The sequence below is a fragment of the Caulobacter sp. RHG1 genome (assembly GCF_013181195.1).
GTDB lineage: Bacteria > Pseudomonadota > Alphaproteobacteria > Caulobacterales > Caulobacteraceae > Caulobacter.
In genome coordinates this window covers 353,998-369,102 of sequence record NZ_SMZP01000004.1, presented here as the reverse complement: position 1 = coordinate 369,102, position 15,105 = coordinate 353,998, and the positions used below count along the sequence as shown (strand labels likewise).

General features: G+C 67.2%; 18 protein-coding genes. 9 read left to right on the top strand and 9 right to left on the bottom strand.

The genetic code is table 11. The features are described 5' to 3' along the window. The first annotated feature begins 26 nt into the window (after positions 1–26). The 3 genes from E1H18_RS12905 to E1H18_RS12895 all read left to right on the top strand — a co-directional run bounded on the left by E1H18_RS12905 (position 27) and on the right by E1H18_RS12895 (position 1,718). Entirely contained in the window at positions 27–242 is a 216-nt protein-coding gene (locus E1H18_RS12905) for a DUF2093 domain-containing protein (protein WP_172268788.1), read from the top strand. Beyond that, positions 227–1,075, top strand: coding sequence for a M23 family metallopeptidase (locus tag E1H18_RS12900; RefSeq protein ID WP_172268785.1), 849 nt, complete (start codon positions 227–229; stop codon positions 1,073–1,075). The genes E1H18_RS12905 and E1H18_RS12900 overlap by 16 nt, the downstream gene beginning before the upstream one ends. 124 nt (positions 1,076–1,199) lie before the next feature. Then, positions 1,200–1,718 carry a response regulator gene (locus E1H18_RS12895; RefSeq protein WP_172268782.1) on the top strand — a complete coding sequence of 173 codons (519 nt, stop codon included), beginning with the start codon at positions 1,200–1,202 and terminating at the stop codon, positions 1,716–1,718. Here the strand turns inward: E1H18_RS12895 and E1H18_RS12890 are convergent. Further along, positions 1,715–2,659 (bottom strand): lysophospholipid acyltransferase family protein, encoded by a 945-nt coding sequence (locus tag E1H18_RS12890; protein WP_172268779.1) that lies wholly within the window; start codon positions 2,657–2,659, stop codon positions 1,715–1,717. The genes E1H18_RS12895 and E1H18_RS12890 overlap by 4 nt on opposite strands. Before the next feature lie 119 nt (positions 2,660–2,778). Here E1H18_RS12890 and E1H18_RS12885 point away from each other — a divergent pair, with 119 nt between their 5' ends. After that, positions 2,779–3,174: a helix-turn-helix domain-containing protein gene (locus E1H18_RS12885; RefSeq protein WP_172268776.1), complete on the top strand. Its 396-nt coding sequence runs from the start codon at positions 2,779–2,781 to the stop codon at positions 3,172–3,174. A 50-nt stretch (positions 3,175–3,224) separates the two neighbouring features. After that, a complete protein-coding gene (gene hisN / locus E1H18_RS12880) occupies positions 3,225–4,061 on the top strand; it encodes a histidinol-phosphatase (RefSeq protein WP_172268773.1) in 837 nt (278 codons plus the stop codon). Here the strand turns inward: hisN and E1H18_RS12875 are convergent. From E1H18_RS12875 to E1H18_RS12855, 5 genes are all read right to left on the bottom strand, one after another. After that, positions 4,036–5,019: an alpha/beta fold hydrolase gene (locus E1H18_RS12875; RefSeq protein WP_172268770.1), complete on the bottom strand. Its 984-nt coding sequence runs from the start codon at positions 5,017–5,019 to the stop codon at positions 4,036–4,038. The genes hisN and E1H18_RS12875 overlap by 26 nt on opposite strands. An 8-nt stretch (positions 5,020–5,027) precedes the next feature. Then, the gene (locus tag E1H18_RS12870; protein ID WP_172268767.1) at positions 5,028–5,336 is read right to left on the bottom strand and encodes an SCP2 sterol-binding domain-containing protein; all 309 of its coding nucleotides are present in this window, start codon (positions 5,334–5,336) and stop codon (positions 5,028–5,030) included. A gap of 90 nt (positions 5,337–5,426) precedes the next feature. After that, positions 5,427–6,077, bottom strand: coding sequence for a hypothetical protein (locus tag E1H18_RS12865; protein WP_172268764.1), 651 nt, complete (start codon positions 6,075–6,077; stop codon positions 5,427–5,429). Beyond that, positions 6,074–6,967, bottom strand: a complete 894-nt coding sequence (locus tag E1H18_RS12860) for a class I SAM-dependent methyltransferase (protein WP_370526494.1) — start codon at positions 6,965–6,967, stop codon at positions 6,074–6,076. Before E1H18_RS12860 ends, E1H18_RS12865 begins: the two co-directional genes overlap by 4 nt. Positions 6,968–6,976: 9 nt before the next feature. After that, positions 6,977–7,810, bottom strand: a complete 834-nt coding sequence (locus E1H18_RS12855) for a class I SAM-dependent methyltransferase (RefSeq protein WP_172268758.1) — start codon at positions 7,808–7,810, stop codon at positions 6,977–6,979. A gap of 233 nt (positions 7,811–8,043) precedes the next feature. Between E1H18_RS12855 and E1H18_RS12850 the strand changes: the two genes are divergently transcribed. Next, a complete protein-coding gene (locus E1H18_RS12850) occupies positions 8,044–8,499 on the top strand; it encodes an Hsp20 family protein (protein ID WP_172268755.1) in 456 nt (151 codons plus the stop codon). 220 nt (positions 8,500–8,719) lie between these two features. Here E1H18_RS12850 and E1H18_RS12845 read toward each other — a convergent pair whose 3' ends face one another. The 3 genes from E1H18_RS12845 to gpmA form a co-directional block, all read right to left on the bottom strand. Next, complete coding sequence (locus E1H18_RS12845) at positions 8,720–9,973, bottom strand: pentapeptide repeat-containing protein (RefSeq protein ID WP_172268752.1); 1,254 nt, start codon at positions 9,971–9,973, stop codon at positions 8,720–8,722. A 120-nt stretch (positions 9,974–10,093) separates the two neighbouring features. After that, positions 10,094–11,353 (bottom strand): pentapeptide repeat-containing protein, encoded by a 1,260-nt coding sequence (locus E1H18_RS12840; protein WP_172268749.1) that lies wholly within the window; start codon positions 11,351–11,353, stop codon positions 10,094–10,096. Between the two features lie 90 nt (positions 11,354–11,443). Beyond that, entirely contained in the window at positions 11,444–12,157 is a 714-nt protein-coding gene (gpmA, locus tag E1H18_RS12835) for a 2,3-diphosphoglycerate-dependent phosphoglycerate mutase (protein WP_172268746.1), read from the bottom strand. Positions 12,158–12,318: 161 nt separating this feature from the next. Here gpmA and E1H18_RS12830 point away from each other — a divergent pair, with 161 nt between their 5' ends. The 3 genes from E1H18_RS12830 (at position 12,319) to E1H18_RS12820 (ending at position 15,083) form a co-directional block, all read left to right on the top strand. Next, entirely contained in the window at positions 12,319–12,534 is a 216-nt protein-coding gene (locus E1H18_RS12830; protein ID WP_172269563.1) for a hypothetical protein, read from the top strand. Next, on the top strand, positions 12,531–13,487 hold the full coding sequence (locus E1H18_RS12825) for an SIS domain-containing protein (RefSeq protein WP_172268743.1): 957 nt from the start codon (positions 12,531–12,533) through the stop codon (positions 13,485–13,487). The genes E1H18_RS12830 and E1H18_RS12825 overlap by 4 nt, the downstream gene beginning before the upstream one ends. 99 nt (positions 13,488–13,586) lie before the next feature. Then, positions 13,587–15,083, top strand: coding sequence for a phosphomannomutase/phosphoglucomutase (locus E1H18_RS12820; RefSeq protein ID WP_172268740.1), 1,497 nt, complete (start codon positions 13,587–13,589; stop codon positions 15,081–15,083). Positions 15,084–15,105 lie beyond the last annotated feature (22 nt).

Below are 15,105 nucleotides of genomic sequence, written 5' to 3'. Positions count from 1 at the left end.
AAGCCCGTTTCACTTAAAGTACGCCCATGAACGCTTTCGATCGTGATCTCGGCAAGTCCGACGGCCTGGCTGTCCTGCACTATGGCGACGGCGAGTACGCCGTGCTCAGCCCCGGCCGCTTCGTGCTGTGCGCCGTGAGCAACCGGCAGATCCCGCTGGACGCCCTGCGCTACTGGAGCCCCGAACACCAGGAAGCCTATGCCAGCCCCGCCGAAGCGCTGAAGCGTTGGCAAGGGGCCTGAACCGCCGCGCGGTCCTGGCCGCGCTGCCCCTCTCCGCCCTTTCCGGCAAGGCCTTCGCGGCCGCGCCCGGCCTGACCCTCTCGGGCAAGTACGTGCAGGGCGGCTATGTCGTCGGCCGCACGACCCCGCGCGCCGTCATCGACGTCGATGGCAAGGTGCTGACCACAGCCTCGGCCAACGGCTGGTTCTTCGTCGGCTTCGACCGCGACGCTCCGCCGACCAGCGTCCTGACCGTGACCACGCCCGAGGGCTCGGCCTCGCATCAGGCGACGATCACGCCCGGCGACTTCGATATCCAGCGCATCAACGGCCTGCCGCCCGAGCAGGTGTCGCCGACCGACCCGATCCTGTTGCAACGGCTGCTGGCCGAGGGCGCGCGCAAGCAGGCGGGCTTTGCCAGCCTGGCCGATATCGAGGGATTCCGGGATGGCTTCATCCTGCCGGTGACCGGTGCGAGGCGTTCTGCACGCTTCGGCGGCCAGAGAATCCTCAATGGCGAACCGAAACGTCCCCATTTTGGGGTTGACCTCGCGACGCCCGTGGGGACTCCGGTGCGATCCCCCGCAACCGGACTGGTTGCATTTGCCGAAACTGGCCTGCACTTCGAAGGCGGCCTCGTTCTGATCGATCACGGCCAAGGCTTGATCACCGCCTATTTGCACCTGTCGAAAATCCTAGTTTCTCCAGGGACTTATCTGAAACAGGGTCAGGTGTTCGCCCAGACCGGCAAGGAAGGCCGCGCTACTGGGCCGCACCTGTGCTGGCGAATGAAGTGGCGCGATCGCAATCTGGACCCGTCGCTTCTGGTCGGCGCTGGCCCCTTCCGAGGGTAAACCGTCACAAAAGTCGCCCCTGGCGCGAGTGAAAATCATTCGATAGTTCTCCGCCTCCACGAGACGCGTTGTGGGCAGCAGCGCGGTTCGTTCTTCCGCAAGTCCTCGAGGAGGCGGCTCCCGCATGTCGGCAGCGCTCGAAAAGCTGCGCTTTCTGCTGGTGGACGACAACCAGCACATCCGGTCGATCGTCTCGACGATCCTCAAGGGCGTGGGCGTCAGGCATATCCGTGAAGCGATGGACGGGGCGGAAGGCCTGCAGATCCTGCGCGACTGGCAAACCGACATCGCGATCATCGACTTCAAGATGACGCCGCTGGACGGGGTGCAGTTCACCCAGTTGGTGCGCAATTCGCCCGACAGCGTCGATCCGTTCCTGCCGATCATCATGCTGACCGGCTTTGCCGAACGTCACCGCGTGTTCGAGGCCCGCGACGCCGGGGTCACCGAGATCGTGGTCAAGCCGGTCACCGCCCGCTCGCTGCTGGACCGCATCAATACGGTGATCTTCCACCCGCGGCCGTTCATCCGCTCGCCGGACTATTTCGGCCCCTGCCGCCGCCGCCGCCACGATCCGCACTACAAGGGCCCGTTCCGCCGCAACGGCGAGCGTGACGCCGGCGAAGAGAAGATCGAGATCTAGACCTTCTCGACCGCCTCCGCCTCGCGCTGGGCCAGGTCCGCATAGACCTCGTTGGGCCAGCGGCGGTGGACCCAGAACCACTCGGCCGGGCGCTCGCGGATGCGCTCTTCCATGAAGGCGTTGATCATGCGCACGCCGGCCTCGATGTCGGCCGTGCGGTCGCCGGTGCTGGGCGGGACGATCGGCTCGTGCACCACCGCCCGGAACCGCGCGCCCTTCAGGCGCTGGACCGACATCGGCTGCAGCACCGTGCCAAAACGGATCGCCAGGCGTGTGGGCCCCGGCGCGGTGCGGGCGTCATGGCCGAAAAACGGCGCAGCCACGCCGCTGCCGAACTTCTGGTCGTTCATCAGCGCGACCGAACTACCCTTCTTCATGCCTTCCAAGAGCTCGCGCGCGCCATCTCCGCCCTTGGGCGCGAACAGCCGCACGCCGTAACGGAAGCGGCTGTCGCGGATACGCTTGTCGACATAAGGATTGTTGGCCGCGCGATAGGTCATTTCGCAGACCACGCCGCTATCGACGATGGCGGCCGGCATGACCTCCCAGTTCGACAAGTGGCCCGAGACGAACACCACCGGGATCTTCTGCTCGGCGATCTGCGCCAGGCGCTCGGCATTGACGACCTCGACCCGGCCGGTCGACGGCAGGATCTTGTCCATGAGCGGAAACTCGGCGAAGGAGCGGCCCAGGCCTTCCCACTGCTCGTCCAGGATCTTGTCGCGCCAGGCGGCGTCCTTCTCCGGGAAGGCCAGCTTCAGATTGCGGGTGGCGACCTTGTGCGCTCCGCTCAACGGCCCCAGCGTGCGGCCCAGCCAGCCGCCGAAATCCGAGGCGCGGTCCACGCCCATCAGGCGCACCGCGCCGATGAAGAGGTCGAAGCCCAGGGCCTCCAACCGCCATAGAAGGTCCTGAACCCAGGGCTGACGCTTATCCGACATGCGCTCTTAGTAAGCTTGGGGACACGCCTCAGGCAACGTCGCTCTCGCGCGGCACGCGACTTGCGGCTGTCAGTCCAGACCGTTCCGTTTCGGGACGGGTCCAGGAACAACTGGGGGGCATGGCTTCCATGGGCAACGATATCGACACGCATCTGGGCAAGCGCCTGCGCCGCCGGCGCCGTCTGCTGGGCCTGACCCAACAACAGCTGGCCGGCGCCGTGGGGGTGCGCTTCCAGCAGATCCAGAAGTACGAGTGCGGCGCCAACCGCATCTCGGCCGCGCGCCTCTGGCAGCTGTCCGAGGCCCTGGAAGTGCCGGTCGGCTACTTCTACGACGGCCTGTCGGACGTGCGCCGCGAGGCGGCCAACGAGTCGGAAGGCGGCGAGATGTTCGCCCGCAAGGAGACGCTGGACCTGATCCGCGCCTACTATCTGCTGGGCGAACGTCCACGCCGTCGCCTGCTGGACTTGGCCAAGTCGCTGAACGGCGGCGGTCCGGAACATGCCGACGCCTGAGTGAACGAAGTTAGGTAGCGTACCTGCGGCGGGGGCGTTAAACCCCGCCCATGACGCTTTCAGCTGACACCCTCGCGGCGCTCGACGCCTTCGTCATCGACCTGAACAAGGCTTCGGCGGACGTCATCCTGCCGCTGTTCCGGGCCGATCACGGCTTGGAGGACAAGGGCGCCGGCAAGAACCTGCCGCGCGACACCCATGCGGCCTTCGATCCGGTCACCGAGGCCGACCGCGGCGCCGAGGCGGCGATCCGCAAGCTGATCGCCGAGCGCTATCCCGAGCACGGCGTGATCGGCGAGGAGTACGGCGAGGATCGTCCGGACGCCGAGTTCGTGTGGGTCCTGGACCCAATCGACGGCACCCGCGCCTTCATCTCCGGCCTGCCGATGTGGACCACCCTGATCGGCCTTCGCCACCAGGGGCGTCCCGTTCTGGGCTCGATCGGTCAGCCCTATGTCGGCGAGATCTTCGTCGGCCATGCCGGCGGCTCACGACTGGTCGCGCGCGGCCAGGAACGGCCGATCCGGGTGCGCGAATGCGCCGACCTGACCGACGCCATCATCGCCACCACCGACGCCGACGCCTGTTTCGACGGCTCTGAACGCGCCGCCTGGCTGCAGGTGCGCGCCGCCGCCAAGCTGGCTCGCATGGGCTGCGACGCCTATGCCTACGCCATGGTCGCCATGGGCAAGATGGACATGGTCATCGAGGCCGGCCTGAAGTCCTGGGACATCGAGGCCGCCATCCCGCTGATCGAAGGCGCCGGCGGACTCGTCACCAACTGGCGCGGCGAGCCCGTCGGCCCCGACGGCGGCCAGATGATCCTCTCCGGAGACCGCCGCCCCCTCGACGAGGCGCTGATCAGTCTGAGACGTTCTGCGAAATAATCGGTTCGCGCGGCGCGACGGGGTCCACCGTCTCGTCGAAGGCTTGCCAGAAGATCGCGCGGCGCTGATCCGTCTCGATCAGGATCTCGTGGTACGCGCCCGGGACCTCGACATAGCGGCCCTGCGGGATGCGAGCGGCGACGCTTTTCTGGTCCGGATTGAGCACGCGGTTGTCGAGCTCGGCCGCGACGATGGTCACCGGGATCTTGATCGCTTCAACGCCCCGGGCCTTGCGTAGCCAGGCGCAGGCGGTGACGGCGAAGTCGGCCCAGCCCCAGGTCATGCCGCCGACGGCGAGGTCCGGCTGAGCGCGCAGCTGGGCCATGTAGCGGTCGTAGCGCGTCTCGTCGTGGGTCAAGGCGTCGCCCGTGAAGGTCTGGGCCAGCGGATCGTATTGGCCGCCCTGCACGTACTCGCCGGCCAGGCCGATCCTCGACACGGTCCAGGACAGAGGCGTGGCTAGCCAGGGCGGAATACCGCCGGTGTTCAGGCCCAGCATCGGCGCCGACAGCACCGCGGCCGAGAAGCGAGCCTCGCCGCTGGCCAGGGCCAGCATGGTCAGACACCCCCCCATCGAGTGGGCCATGGCGATCCAAGGCCTGGGCATGCGCGCCTCGAACGTGTCGAGCAGCGCCTTGTAGTCGGACAGGAAGGTCTTGAAGCCCTGGGCGTGCCCCTTGAGGCGATCCGGCAAGCCGCGGGCCGACAGCCCCTGCCCTCGCCAGTCGTGCAGCAGCACGGCGAAGCCGCGCGCCAGGAGGTCGTCGACGACCTCGAAATACTTCTCCAGAGGCTCGCTCCGGCCGGGGCTGAGCACCACCGTCCCCCGGGAAGAGCCATCCGGGAAAAAGGTCGCGGCGCGGAGGGTCGCCCCATCCGCGCCGCTAAACCATTCAGCCTTGCCGTTGGCGGGAACCGGAGCCTCGGGAATCGAGACCAGAGACGCCGGTTCGCTCATGCCGTGGCTCAGCGCATCTTGGCGAACAGGGCGCCCATCTTCGGCTGCAGGGCCATGGCCGCGCCCATGTCCGACAGCTTCAGCTTGCCGGTCATGACGGCCATGGTCGGATCCAGCGTGCCGGCGCCGATGGCCAGCAGGTCGTCGATGCCCAGCGTCATGGTCAGGTCGGCGGGCTTGTCTTCGTTGGTGACCGAACCGCCGTCGATGTGGATGAAGCCGGCGTCCTTCAGGTCGAACTTGAGGCTCTTGCCCAGACCGCTGTCGTCGCCCACGGCGCCCTTGATGCGGTCGGTGATTTCCTGAAGCGTAGCCATGAGCGCGATCTCCCTCTGCGCGAAAAGTGTTGGCGGATAGCTAGACCGCGAGCCGTCGGCAAGTAAACACCGTTCAGACGACGCGCAGCCTTATTTCTTCCCGTCGTAGAAGGCGACCTTAGTCGGCGACTTTGTCAACTTTACCCGCACGGCGCCCTTGTGATCGGCGGGACGGAAGTACGGCGCGCCCTCGGCTTCTGGCAGCGGCGCGGTGCGACCGCCAGCGAAGGTCACCACCCCGCTCTCGGCCTTCGGAAAGACGATGCCGGTCATCTTCGGGGCCATCATCGCCATGACGCCCGCAGCCTTGTTCATCACGGCGTTGGCCTCGGTCACCGTCGCCGCCAGCTCGCGGGCGTCGTAGTCCTGAGCGGGCTTCAGCGTCGTGCCGAAGTTCATCAGCGTGCCCATCTTCCAGCCCACGGGCACGTCGAAGACGATGGCCGGATCGCCGTCCAGCTGGGCCAGGCTTGGCAGGCGTTCGAAATAGCCCTCCCCGTCCACCGGCAGCGGCGTGCGGGCGCCATTGCGCTCGACCAGGGTCGCCTTGAGGTTCGGCATCATCTTGCCGTCGTGGCGCACCGCATAGGTCAGCTTCAGGCGCGTGCGCTCGGCGGCCGGGACCTTCAGGAACTTGTCCAGAAACGGCAGCACCTTGACGGCCTCGGCCGACTTCTCGGCGAAAGCTGGGGTGGCGACCGCCAGAACGGTCGCGACCAGAATCAGCGCCAGCGGCCTCACGTCGGCTTCACGAACTTGAGGGTCATCCGGTCGCTCTCGCCGATGGCGTCGTACTTGGCGTGGTCGAAGCCGGGCTCGGCCGGCTCGCCGCGCGGGGCCGACAGGCGCGTCGGCGGCAGGGTCCAGACACCGAATGGATGGTCCTTGGTGTCCTTGGGATTGGCGTTGATCTCGCTGGTCTCGACCAGGATGAACCCGGCCTCCTTGGCCATCTGGATCACGTAGTCTTGCTGGACGTAGCCGTCGGCCGCGAGGACGTCCTGGATGCGTCCTGGCTCGCCGCGGTGCTCCTCGACGCCCAGGATCCCGCCGGGCTTGAGGGCCGCAAGGGCGTCCTTGAAGGCCTTTTCGGCGATGCCGCCGGCCATCCAGTTGTGCAGGTTGCGCAGAAATAGCACCAAGTCTGCCGAACCGTCCGGCGCGACCGGACCGCTGGTGGGACCAAAGGCGGTGAAGGTCACGTCGCCATAGACGCGCTTCTTCTCGGTCAACTTGCGACGGTAGGCCTCGACGATCTCCGCAGCGGCCGGATCGGCGGGGTCGCTGGCCTGTAGCACCGCCTCGTAGAGCTTGCCCTTGGTGTCGGCCAGATACGGCGCGAGGATGTCGGTGTACCAGCCGGCGCCGGGCCAGAACTCAACCACGGTCTGGCCGGGCTTGAGACCCCAGAACGTCAGGCTCTCAACCGGATGGCGCGAGACGTCCCGCGCCCGATCATCGGCTGAGCGCCAGTCGCCCGCGACCACCGCCGCAATCGTCTTGGGCGCGACCTTCTCGGCCGGCTTGGCCTCGACCTTGGCGGCCTCGTCCTTCTTGCCGCACGCGGCGAGACCCAGCGCACCCACACCGGCCAGGAGCCCTCGCCGCGACCAGTCCTTCACAGAAACCACCACGCGCCTTTAAGCCGGCTTACGGAAGCGCAGGGTCATGCGGTCGCTCTCGCCGATCGCGTCGTACTTGCTGCGGTCGAAGCTGGGATCGGCCGGCTGGCCGCCGGGAGCCGAGCGCTTGGTGGGCGGCAGGGTCCAGACGCCGAACGGATGGTCCTTGGTGTCCTTGGGATTGGCGTTGATCTCGGACTGGGCGTCCAGAACAAAGCCGGCCTTCTTGGCGATCGCCACGACCGTGGCGGTGTTCAGATAGCCGTCGGCCGCCTTTTCCGAGCGCGGGTCTGCGCGGTGATCCTCGACGGCCAGCAGGCCGCCCGGCTTCAGCACGGCGAAGAAGTCGGCGAACACCTTGTCGGCCATGCCGGGCGCGCCGGTCCAGTTGTGGACGTTGCGGGCGGTCAGGACGAGATCGGCCGAGCCCGGCGCGCCCAGCGGGCCCGAGGTCGCGCCGAAGTTGGCGTAGGCGACGTGACCGTACTTGGCCTGATCGGCGAAGCGGGCTTCGAAGTCGGCGCGGCCCTTCTTGGCGCCTTCCGAGATCTTCGGATTGGACAGGTCGGCGACGCCGGCGATGTAGTGGCCGCCGGTGGCCTTGGCGTAGGGCGCCAGGATCTCGGTCCAGTAGCCGCCGCCGGGCGAGATCTCGATCACGGTCTGCTTGGGCTTCAGGCCCCAGAAGGTCAGGCTCTCGACCGGGTGACGAGCGCCGTCTCGGGCGACGTCGGCGGCCGGACGCGTGGACGAAGCAACCGCAGCTTTCAGCGCCGCATCGGCGGCGAAGGCGGCGGCGGGCGCGGCCAGGGTGAGCACGGCGGCGGCGAGCATGACGTGGCGACGGAGCATGAGCAGCTTGTCCTTCGGCGATTGGGGCGGGGCGACCTTAACCGCGAGGGAGGGTGCGTCAAACGATTCACGTTCGCCATCGGGACAAGCCCTTGAACGCGGAAATCCGCTCACCAACTAGTTTCACGAAGGCGCTGGAAACCCGGGCCTTCCGGACCACAGGCGACGCCGAACTCGGGTCGCCACGGGACGAACCTTTTGAAGACCTTGCTTGATAAGAAGGATCTGACCCTATGCGTACTTTCGACCTTTCGCCCCTGCACCGTTCGCTCGTCGGTTTCGACCGCCTCGCCGCCCAGCTCGACGCTGCGGCCCGCAGTGAAACGGCCTCGGGCTACCCCCCCTACAACATCGAACGCACCAGCGAGAACGACTACCGCATCGAGATCGCGGTGGCCGGCTTCAAGCCCGAAGAGCTGAATGTCGAGGTGAAGGAAAACCTGCTGACCGTCACCGGTCGCAAGGCGGCCAACGACGGCGACGCCAAGCAGTACCTGCATCGCGGCCTGGCCGAGCGTAACTTCGAGCGCAAGTTCCAGCTGACCGACTACCTGGTGGTGGTTGACGCCGATCTGTCGAACGGCCTGCTGTCGGTGGCGCTGAAGCGTGAAGTGCCCGAGGCGCTGAAGCCCCGCACGGTGGAAATCAAGTCGAGCCCCAGCCTGATCGAAGGCGAAAAGGCGGCGTAAGCCGACCGGTTCCTGAGTTTCCCCAATCCCCTCTGAACTTGGGCGGCGTCGCAAGACGCCGCCTTTTTCGTTTGCGGTGAGGAGCGCCCCCTCCGGCCCTTCGGGCCACCTCCCCCGCTTCGCAGGGGAGGAGAAGAGACGTTTCATCCTCCCCCGTGAAACGGGGGAGGTGGATCGGCGCGGATACGCGACGAGACGGAGGGGGCGCTAGCGCCCGCCCCTAAAACTCCAGCCCCTGCACCGAGCTCAGCTCGACATCCCGGAAACTCGCCTTGGCCACCCGGGCCCCGGTGAAGTCCGAGCCGCGCAGGTCCGCGCCGTCCAGAACCGCTTCGCTGAGGTCGGCGGCCTGCATCATCGCATAACGCACGCGAGCGCCCTGCAGGCTGACCTCGGTCTGGCGAGTCGGACCCAGCGGCAGCGGCGACAGGAACGCCTGGCGCAGGTCGGCCTTGGTCAGATTGGCGCCGGTCAGCTTGGCCCCGCGCAGGTCCGCGCCGCGCAGGTTAGCCGCCCGGAGATCCGCGCCGGCCAGGTTGGCGCCCTGCAGCTGGGCCCCGGAGAGGTCCAGCCCCACCATGCAGGCGCCCTTGGCGGTCATGGCTGTCAGCCGCAGGCCCTTCAGCCTGTCGCCCAGCGGCCGCAGGTCCTCGCCGTCCAGGCGGGCGCAAGCGCCTTCCTTGCCGCCGGTCTGGCACCACAGCTGGTTGTCCAGGCACATCTTGTAGAGCGACTGAGCCTTCGACACCGCCTCGGGCGTCGAGGCGCGCAGCGCGCCAGTCATGTGGGCGCCGCTCACGCGGGCGGTCGAGGTGTCGACGCCGGCCATGACCGCGCCGGTCAGGTTCGCGCCTTCCAGGTTGGCGCCCTTGACGTCGGCGCCGTCCAGGATGGCCCCGACCAAGTTGGCTTCCTTCAGGTTCGCGCCCGCCAGTTTGGCGCCGCGCAAAGAACAGTCGCTGAAATCGGCCTTGAATGCCGACACGCCCTCGAACTGGGAGCCGTCCAGCGTGGCGCCGGAGAAGTTCACTTCGTCGACCTCACCCTGGCGCGTCTCGTGGCGCAGGGTGTCGAGGCCCTTACGAGGGTGCGGAATGGCGATCTGGCCTTCGCGGAAATCGGCTTGCGTCAGGTCGGCCTGGGCCAGGTTGGCGCCGCGCAGGCAGGCGCCGCGCAGATCCGCGCGGACCAGCGAAGCCTGGCGCATGTCGCTCTTGCGCAGGTCACAGCCGAACAGGCTGGCGCGGTCCAGCTTGGTGCGGACCATGCGGCAGCCTTCGAGGATCGAGGCGGACAGGTCCGCGTCAGTCAAATTCCGGAACGACAGATCTAGGCCCGACAGCTGCATGAAGCGGAGGGAGGCGCGTTTGCCGCCCTGCTTGCCGGTAACGAATTTCTCGTGCGCCGTTACGATCATGTCGAGCTCGGCTTGGCTCAGGCGACGACGCCCGGCCACGCTTTGCGCGGCGTTCATAACGTTGTTCCCCGTTAGGTTCTTTTCTAAGTTACGCGCACTGTAGAGGCCGATGGACGAGCGAACCGTTAAGCCTGCGTCCGAATGTCGCGAAAATATCGCGCCAAAAACTCTCGCTCGTCAGATGACATCGTCCAGCCCGCGTGCGCCCAGACGGATCGCGCCGGTCAGGTCGACATCGCGCAGTTGAGCGCCGCTGAAATTGGCTCGCGAAACGTCCGCCCCGGCCATCTTGGCCTGGCGCAGGTCGGCGCGTGCGAGATCGGCATTGGCCAGGATCGCCCCGGTCAGATCGACGGGCAGAACGCGATCGGCGGCGATCAGCAGTGGGCCCAGCTGGGCGTCCCGCAGATCCGAGCCGGTCAGCTTGGCGCCCTTCAGCCGCGCGCCGCGCAGATCGGCCCGGCGCAGGTTGCAGGCCCGCAGGTCCGCCCCGTCCAGTTGCGCGCCCTGCATCTGGGCGCCTTCCATGTCGAGGCCATAGAACACCGCTGACTTGGCCGACAGGGCCGTCAGGTTGAAGCCGCGGATCGAGCGCAGGTTACGCAGATCGGCCTTGTCGAACACCGACGGCTTGCCCTCGGCCCCGCCCGTCTCGATCCACCGCGCATGGTCGGCGATCATCTGTTCGTAGGGCATGTCCGAGACGTTGGTGCCCGCCGGCTTGTCGGTCAGGGCGCCTTCCAGATTGGTGTCGTTGATGTTCCACGACATGGTCTTGGCGCCGACCAGGACCGTATTGCGCAGGTCGGCCCCGGCCAGGTTGGCGCCCGACAGGTCGGCGCCGGCCAGGTTGGCCCCATTGAAATTGGCTTGTTTCAGGTTGGCGCGGACCAGCTTGGCGTCCTTCAGGATCGCGTCGCTGAAATCGGCCTTGGTCGCCACGATGCCCGACAGGCGCGAGCGCTCCAGATTGGCGCCCGAGAGGTTCGCCCCGGTGGCGTAGGCCTCTCGCTGGGTCAGCTCGATGACGCGGAAGCCTTCCTTGCGGTCGGCGGCGGCGATCGTGCCTTCGCGCAGGTCTGCTTCGAACATGTCGGCGCCGGTCAGGTTGGCGCCGCGCAGGCTGGAGCCGCGCAGGTCGGCCCGGCGCAGGCTCGCGTCGGTCAGGTCCGCGCCCTGCATGTCGGCGCCGTACAGGTTGGCGTTGTCCAGCTTGGTCTTGCGCAGGTCGCAGGCGACCATGATCGCGCCGGTAAAGTCGGCGTCGCAGAGATTCCGGCCCGTCATCGACAGGCCGGAAAGGTCGCAGAAGGCGAACACGGCGCGCGCGCCGCCCAGCCGCGCCGACCACAGGCGATCGTGCTTGGCGCAGATGACGTCAACGTCATGCTGCGTCAGGCGCTTGTATTCCTGGGTAGGCTGCGCGGCGGCGCTCATCGGTCACATGGAATCCCGAACTAAGGGCTCACCATGCAACGCGCAGAATTAACGCCGTGTTTCCAAGGGTTTCTGGCGAAGGTTAACCGACTACCCGATTTGGGGCAGGGTCTCGGCGCGGCTCTCGTCCAGATAGCGGGCGCTGACCGGCTTCAGGTCGTCGTTCAGCTCGATGACCAGCGGGTTGCCGGTCGGGATTTCGACGCCGACGATCTTGTCTTCCGGCACATTGAACAGGTGCTTGACGATGGCGCGCAGCGAGTTGCCGTGGGCGGCGATCAGCACGGTCTCGCCGGCCTTCAGGTGCGGCGCGATATCGCTTTCCCAGTAGGGCAGAACGCGGACCAGGGTGGTGGCCAGGCTCTCGGTCGAGGGCAGGGTCGCGCCCTTGTAGCGACGGTCGGCGGCGAAGTCGTACTCACCGCCCGGGGCCAGTTCCGGCGGCGGCACGTCGTACGAACGGCGCCAGACGGTGACTTGCTCGACGCCGTGCTTCTCGGCGGTCTCGGCCTTGTTCAGGCCGGTCAGGCCGCCGTAGTGGCGCTCGTTCAGGCGCCAGTCCTTGGTCACCGGCACGAACGACTGCTTGGCCGCGTCCAGGGCCAGGTTGCCGGTGCGGATGGCGCGGGTCTGGACCGAGGTGAAGGCGTGGTCGATATCAAGGCCAGCGGCGGCGATCAGCTCGCCGCCCTTCTTGGCCTGGGCTTCGCCCTCGGCGGTCAGGTCGACGTCGACCCAGCCCGTGAAGCGGTTCTCGAGGTTCCACTGGCTTTGACCGTGGCGGAGCAGGACGAGCGTCGGCATCGGGCTTCCTTCGTATGGGGAGGTCTCACGGGCGGGCTAAGGCCAGCCGCCGCAAGCGTCAAGCGCGGATGCCCCACAACCCGCCCCACAAGCGCCTTCTTCTCGCCCCTCCCCCTCGGCTCCCGTCGTGCTATAGCGGCGCCATGCCGGATCGCTTCTTCATGCCGCTGATGGGCCTCGTCGCCGTGGCGCTGATCACCTTTTCCCTCGTCTGGCCGCAGGGCCAGGGCGACCGCTCGTGGGGGCCGTTCGGCCACACGCCAGTGCAGCAGACCCCCGAGATGAAGGCCAAGCTGCAGAAGGAAAAGGACGCCGCCCGCCGCCGCGAAGAAGCCGCCAAGAAGGCCGTCGAAGCCGCCGGCAAGATGCCTCAATGAGCTCCTTCGACGCCGTCTCCATCGGCCGCCGGGTCCTGCTGACCGAGGCCGACGCCCTTCGCACCCTGTCCGAGTCGCTGGGCGAGGCCTTCGCCAAGGCCGTCGAGACCCTGTTCGCCGCCAAGGGCCGCATCGTCTGCACCGGCATGGGCAAGTCCGGCCACGTGGCGCGCAAGATCGCCGCCACCCTGGCCTCGACCGGCGCCCAGGCGATGTTCGTCCATCCCGCCGAGGCCAGCCACGGCGATCTCGGCATGATCGGCCCCGACGATGTCGTGCTGGCTCTGTCGAAGTCGGGCGCCGGCCGCGAACTGACCGACACCCTGGCCTATGCCAAGCGGTTCTCGATCCCGCTGATCGCCATGACCGCCGACGCGCAAAGCCAACTGGGTCGCGCCGCCGACATCCTGCTGCTGCTGCCCGACGCGCCGGAAGCCACGGCCGAGGTCAACGCCCCCACCACCTCGACCACCCTGCAGATCGCCTTGGGCGACGCCATCGCCGTAGCCCTGCTGGAGCGTCGCGGCTTCACGGCCAGCGACTTCCGCATCTTCCACCCCGGCGGCAAGCTGGGCGCGATGCTGCGCACGGTCGGCGACCTGATGCATGGCGACGGCGAACTGCCGCTGACCAAGGCCACGGCGGCCATGCCCGACGCCCTGCTGGTGATGAGCGAGAAGCGCTTCGGCGCGGTGGGGGTGGTCGACGCGGCCGGCCGCCTGGTGGGCCTGATCACCGATGGCGACCTGCGTCGCCACATGGACGGCCTGCTGACCCACACCGCCGATCACGTCATGACCCGCTCGCCCCTGACCATCACGCCCGGCGCCCTGGCGGCCGAGGCGCTGAAGATCATGAACGAGCGCCGGATCACCGTGCTGTTCGTGGTGCAGGACGAACGCCCAGTCGGCATACTGCATGTCCACGACCTGCTCCGCGCCGGCGTGATCTAAGTCACATCTGAATTAATCGAACTTTGTCATGCGAACGCGCTAGTCGCCTGAGCTTCAGGCGGCTAAAGCCCCTTCGTCACAATTGAAGCGAGCCTTTCGATGTTCTCCGCGCCCCGCGCCGATCTCGTTGCGAATACCGCCGCCTATGAAAACGAACCGTTGGTCAAGGCGACCGGCTTCCGTGAGTACGATGCGCGCTGGCTGTTTGGCCCGGAGATCAACCTGCTGGGCGTGCAGGCCCTGGGCCTGGGCCTGGGCACCTACATCCAGGAGCTGGGTCAGTCGAAGATCGTGGTCGGCCACGACTTCCGCTCTTATTCGACCTCGATCAAGAACGCCCTGATCCTGGGCCTGATCGGCGCCGGCTGCGAAGTGCACGATATCGGCCTGGCCCTGTCGCCGACCGCCTATTTCGCCCAGTTCGACCTCGACATTCCGTGCGTGGCCATGGTCACCGCCAGCCACAACGAGAACGGCTGGACCGGCGTGAAGATGGGCGCCCAGAAGCCCCTGACCTTTGGCCCCGACGAGATGAGCCGCCTCAAAGCGATCGTCCTTGGCGCTGAATTCGTCGAGCGTGACGGCGGCAAGCTGATCCGGGTGCAGGGCGAGGCCCAACGCTATATCGACGACGTCGCCAAGCGCGCCAACGTCACCCGGCCTCTCAAAGTGATCGCCGCCTGTGGCAACGGCACGGCCGGCGCCTTCGTGGTCGAGGCCCTGCAGAAGATGGGCGTGGCCGAGGTGGTGCCGATGGACACTGACCTCGACTTCACCTTCCCGAAGTACAATCCCAACCCCGAAGACGCCGAGATGCTGCACGCCATGGCCGCGACCGTGCGCGAGACCGGTGCGGACCTGGCCTTCGGTTTCGACGGCGACGGTGACCGCTGCGGCGTTGTGGATGACGAGGGCGAGGAGATCTTCGCCGACAAGATCGGCCTGATGCTGGCCCGCGACCTCGCCCCGCTGCACCCCGGCGCGACCTTCGTCGTCGACGTGAAGTCGACTGGCCTCTACGCCACCGACCCGATCCTGCAGCAGCACGGCTGCAAGGTGATCTACTGGAAGACCGGCCACAGCTACATCAAGCGCAAGAGCGCCGAGCTGGGCGCCCTGGCCGGCTTCGAGAAGAGCGGCCACTTTTTCATGAACGGCGACTTGGGCTACGGCTACGACTGCGGCCTGACCGCGGCGGCCGCCATCCTGGCCATGCTGGACCGCAATCCGGGCGTGAAGCTGTCGGACATGCGCAAGGCCCTGCCGGTGGCCTTCACCTCGCTGACCATGAGCCCCAAGTGCGGCGACGAGGTGAAGTACGGCGTCGTCGATGACGTGGTGAAGGAATACCAGGACCTGTTCGCCGCCGGCGGCTCGATCCTGGGCCGCAAGATCACCGAGGTGATCACCGTCAATGGCGTGCGCGTCCACCTGGACGACGGCTCGTGGGTCCTGGTCCGCGCCTCATCGAACAAGCCGGAAGTCGTGGTCGTGGTCGAGAGCACCCAGTCGGAAGACGACATGCGGGCGCTGTTCCGCGAGGAAGTGAAGCCGCGCCTGGGCGACCGGGTGGGTAAGTACAATCAAGAGATCTGAGCTCTCTCGGAATTCAGAACAG

What these genes read in the sequence shown, in the direction of transcription:
- E1H18_RS12905 (WP_172268788.1), top strand. Translation starts at nt 27, where the DNA reads ATGAACGCTTTCGATCGTGATCTCGGCAAGTCCGACGGCCTGGCTGTC.
- E1H18_RS12895 (WP_172268782.1), top strand. Translation starts at nt 1,200, where the DNA reads ATGTCGGCAGCGCTCGAAAAGCTGCGCTTTCTGCTGGTGGACGACAAC.
- E1H18_RS12890 (WP_172268779.1), bottom strand. Translation starts at nt 2,659, where the DNA reads ATGTCGGATAAGCGTCAGCCCTGGGTTCAGGACCTTCTATGGCGGTTG.
- E1H18_RS12885 (WP_172268776.1), top strand. Translation starts at nt 2,779, where the DNA reads ATGGCTTCCATGGGCAACGATATCGACACGCATCTGGGCAAGCGCCTG.
- hisN (WP_172268773.1), top strand. Translation starts at nt 3,225, where the DNA reads ATGACGCTTTCAGCTGACACCCTCGCGGCGCTCGACGCCTTCGTCATC.
- E1H18_RS12875 (WP_172268770.1), bottom strand. Translation starts at nt 5,019, where the DNA reads ATGAGCGAACCGGCGTCTCTGGTCTCGATTCCCGAGGCTCCGGTTCCC.
- E1H18_RS12870 (WP_172268767.1), bottom strand. Translation starts at nt 5,336, where the DNA reads ATGGCTACGCTTCAGGAAATCACCGACCGCATCAAGGGCGCCGTGGGC.
- E1H18_RS12855 (WP_172268758.1), bottom strand. Translation starts at nt 7,810, where the DNA reads ATGCTCCGTCGCCACGTCATGCTCGCCGCCGCCGTGCTCACCCTGGCC.
- E1H18_RS12850 (WP_172268755.1), top strand. Translation starts at nt 8,044, where the DNA reads ATGCGTACTTTCGACCTTTCGCCCCTGCACCGTTCGCTCGTCGGTTTC.
- E1H18_RS12845 (WP_172268752.1), bottom strand. Translation starts at nt 9,973, where the DNA reads ATGAACGCCGCGCAAAGCGTGGCCGGGCGTCGTCGCCTGAGCCAAGCC.
- E1H18_RS12840 (WP_172268749.1), bottom strand. Translation starts at nt 11,353, where the DNA reads ATGAGCGCCGCCGCGCAGCCTACCCAGGAATACAAGCGCCTGACGCAG.
- gpmA (WP_172268746.1), bottom strand. Translation starts at nt 12,157, where the DNA reads ATGCCGACGCTCGTCCTGCTCCGCCACGGTCAAAGCCAGTGGAACCTC.
- E1H18_RS12830 (WP_172269563.1), top strand. Translation starts at nt 12,319, where the DNA reads ATGCCGCTGATGGGCCTCGTCGCCGTGGCGCTGATCACCTTTTCCCTC.
- E1H18_RS12825 (WP_172268743.1), top strand. Translation starts at nt 12,531, where the DNA reads ATGAGCTCCTTCGACGCCGTCTCCATCGGCCGCCGGGTCCTGCTGACC.
- E1H18_RS12820 (WP_172268740.1), top strand. Translation starts at nt 13,587, where the DNA reads ATGTTCTCCGCGCCCCGCGCCGATCTCGTTGCGAATACCGCCGCCTAT.